Source organism: Collinsella sp. CLA-ER-H5 (assembly GCF_040092375.1).
Taxonomy (GTDB): domain Bacteria; phylum Actinomycetota; class Coriobacteriia; order Coriobacteriales; family Coriobacteriaceae; genus Collinsella.
Map to the genome: position 1 here is coordinate 1 of NZ_JBBNLR010000043.1, position 1,329 is coordinate 1,329.

Below are 1,329 nucleotides of genomic sequence, written 5' to 3' on the forward strand. Positions count from 1 at the left end.
CGGTTGGGCCGGCGACTTCGGGTGCAGACGACTCGGGTGGTGTGACGGGCGGTGTGTACAAGGCCCGGGAACGCATTCACCGCGGCATGCTGATCCGCGATTACTAGCAACTCCGACTTCATGGGGGCGGGTTGCAGCCCCCAATCCGAACTGGGGCCGGCTTTCCGGGATCCGCTCCCCCTCGCGGGGTGGCATCCCTCTGTACCGGCCATTGTAGCACGTGTGCAGCCCAGGGCATAAGGGGCATGATGACTTGACGTCGTCCCCGCCCTCCTCCGCCTTGACGGCGGCGGTCCCGCGTGGGTTCCCGGCATCACCCGATGGCAACACGCGGCGGGGGTTGCGCTCGTTGCGGGACTTAACCCAACATCTCACGACACGAGCTGACGACAGCCATGCACCACCTGTATGGGCTCCTCTCGGCCACGGGGTCTCCCCCGCTTCACCCATATGTCAAGCCCTGGTAAGGTTCTTCGCGTTGCTTCGAATTAAGCCACATGCTCCGCTGCTTGTGCGGGCCCCCGTCAATTCCTTTGAGTTTTAGCCTTGCGGCCGTACTCCCCAGGCGGGACGCTTAATGCGTTGGCTGCGGCACGGGGGGATCGTCCCCCCACACCTAGCGTCCATCGTTTACGGCTGGGACTACCAGGGTATCTAATCCTGTTCGCTCCCCCAGCTTTCGCGCCTCAGCGTCGGTCTCGGCCCAGAGGGCCGCCTTCGCCACCGGTGTTCCACCCGATATCTGCGCATTCCACCGCTACACCGGGTGTTCCACCCTCCCCTACCGGACCCAAGCCGCGGAGGTTCCGGGGGCTTCGGGGGGTTGAGCCCCCCGCTTCGACCCCCGGCCTGCCGGGCCGCCTACGCGCGCTTTACGCCCAATGAATCCGGATAACGCTCGCCCCCTACGTATTACCGCGGCTGCTGGCACGTAGTTAGCCGGGGCTTCTTCTGCAGGTACAGTCTTGACTCTTCCCTGCTGAAAGCGGTTTACGACCCGAAGGCCTCCGTCCCGCACGCGGCGTCGCTGCGTCAGGGTTCCCCCCATTGCGCAAGATTCCCCACTGCTGCCTCCCGTAGGAGTCTGGGCCGTGTCTCAGTCCCAATCTGGCCGGTCGGTCTCTCAACCCGGCTACCCGTTGTCGGCACGGTGGGCCGTCACCCCGCCGTCTACCTGATGGGCCGCGGAGCCATCCCCTCCCGTCGGGGCTTTAGCCGGGGTGCCATGCGGCACCCCGGGGTATCCGGTATTACCCGTCCTTTCGGGCGGCTATCCCGGGGGAGGGGGCAGGTTCTCCACGTGTTACTCAGCCGTTCGCCACTCGCTTC

At 65.7% G+C, this 1,329-nt stretch carries 1 rRNA gene; it reads right to left on the minus strand.

Features of this window, described 5'->3' with window-relative positions:
* A 16S ribosomal RNA gene (locus tag AAAX31_RS10025) occupies positions 1 to 1,329 on the minus strand; the annotation flags it as partial.